This window comes from Christiangramia aquimixticola, from assembly GCF_048285835.1.
Lineage (GTDB): Bacteria > Bacteroidota > Bacteroidia > Flavobacteriales > Flavobacteriaceae > Christiangramia > Christiangramia aquimixticola.
Genome location: NZ_JBLVTL010000009.1, coordinates 3,635 through 3,865, shown reverse-complemented (window position 1 = coordinate 3,865; position 231 = coordinate 3,635). Strand labels below are relative to the sequence as shown.

Here is a 231-nt window from a genome sequence, read left to right as displayed (position 1 = left end):
AAGCCATGGAAGCCGGGGGTACCTGAAGTCCGTCACCGCAAGGAGCGGCCTAGGGTAAAACTGGTAACTGGGGCTAAGTCGTAACAAGGTAGCCGTACCGGAAGGTGCGGCTGGAACACCTCCTTTCTAGAGCTTTGCATGTTTACATGCAAGCGACAATTAGTAAAGGGAAGTTCAGAGACCGCTTTGGTCTTGATTCTTATGTCAATTCGATTTATATGGACAGTCTCA

Annotated in this window: 1 other annotated feature (running past one end of the window). The window is 49.4% G+C overall.

Annotated features, from left to right (window positions below):
- Positions 1–126 (top strand) — a sequence feature (mutual gap in cmsearch alignment for this rRNA model is longer than 100); it begins 1,404 nt to the left of the window's first position.
- Positions 127–231: the final 105 nt, after the last annotated feature.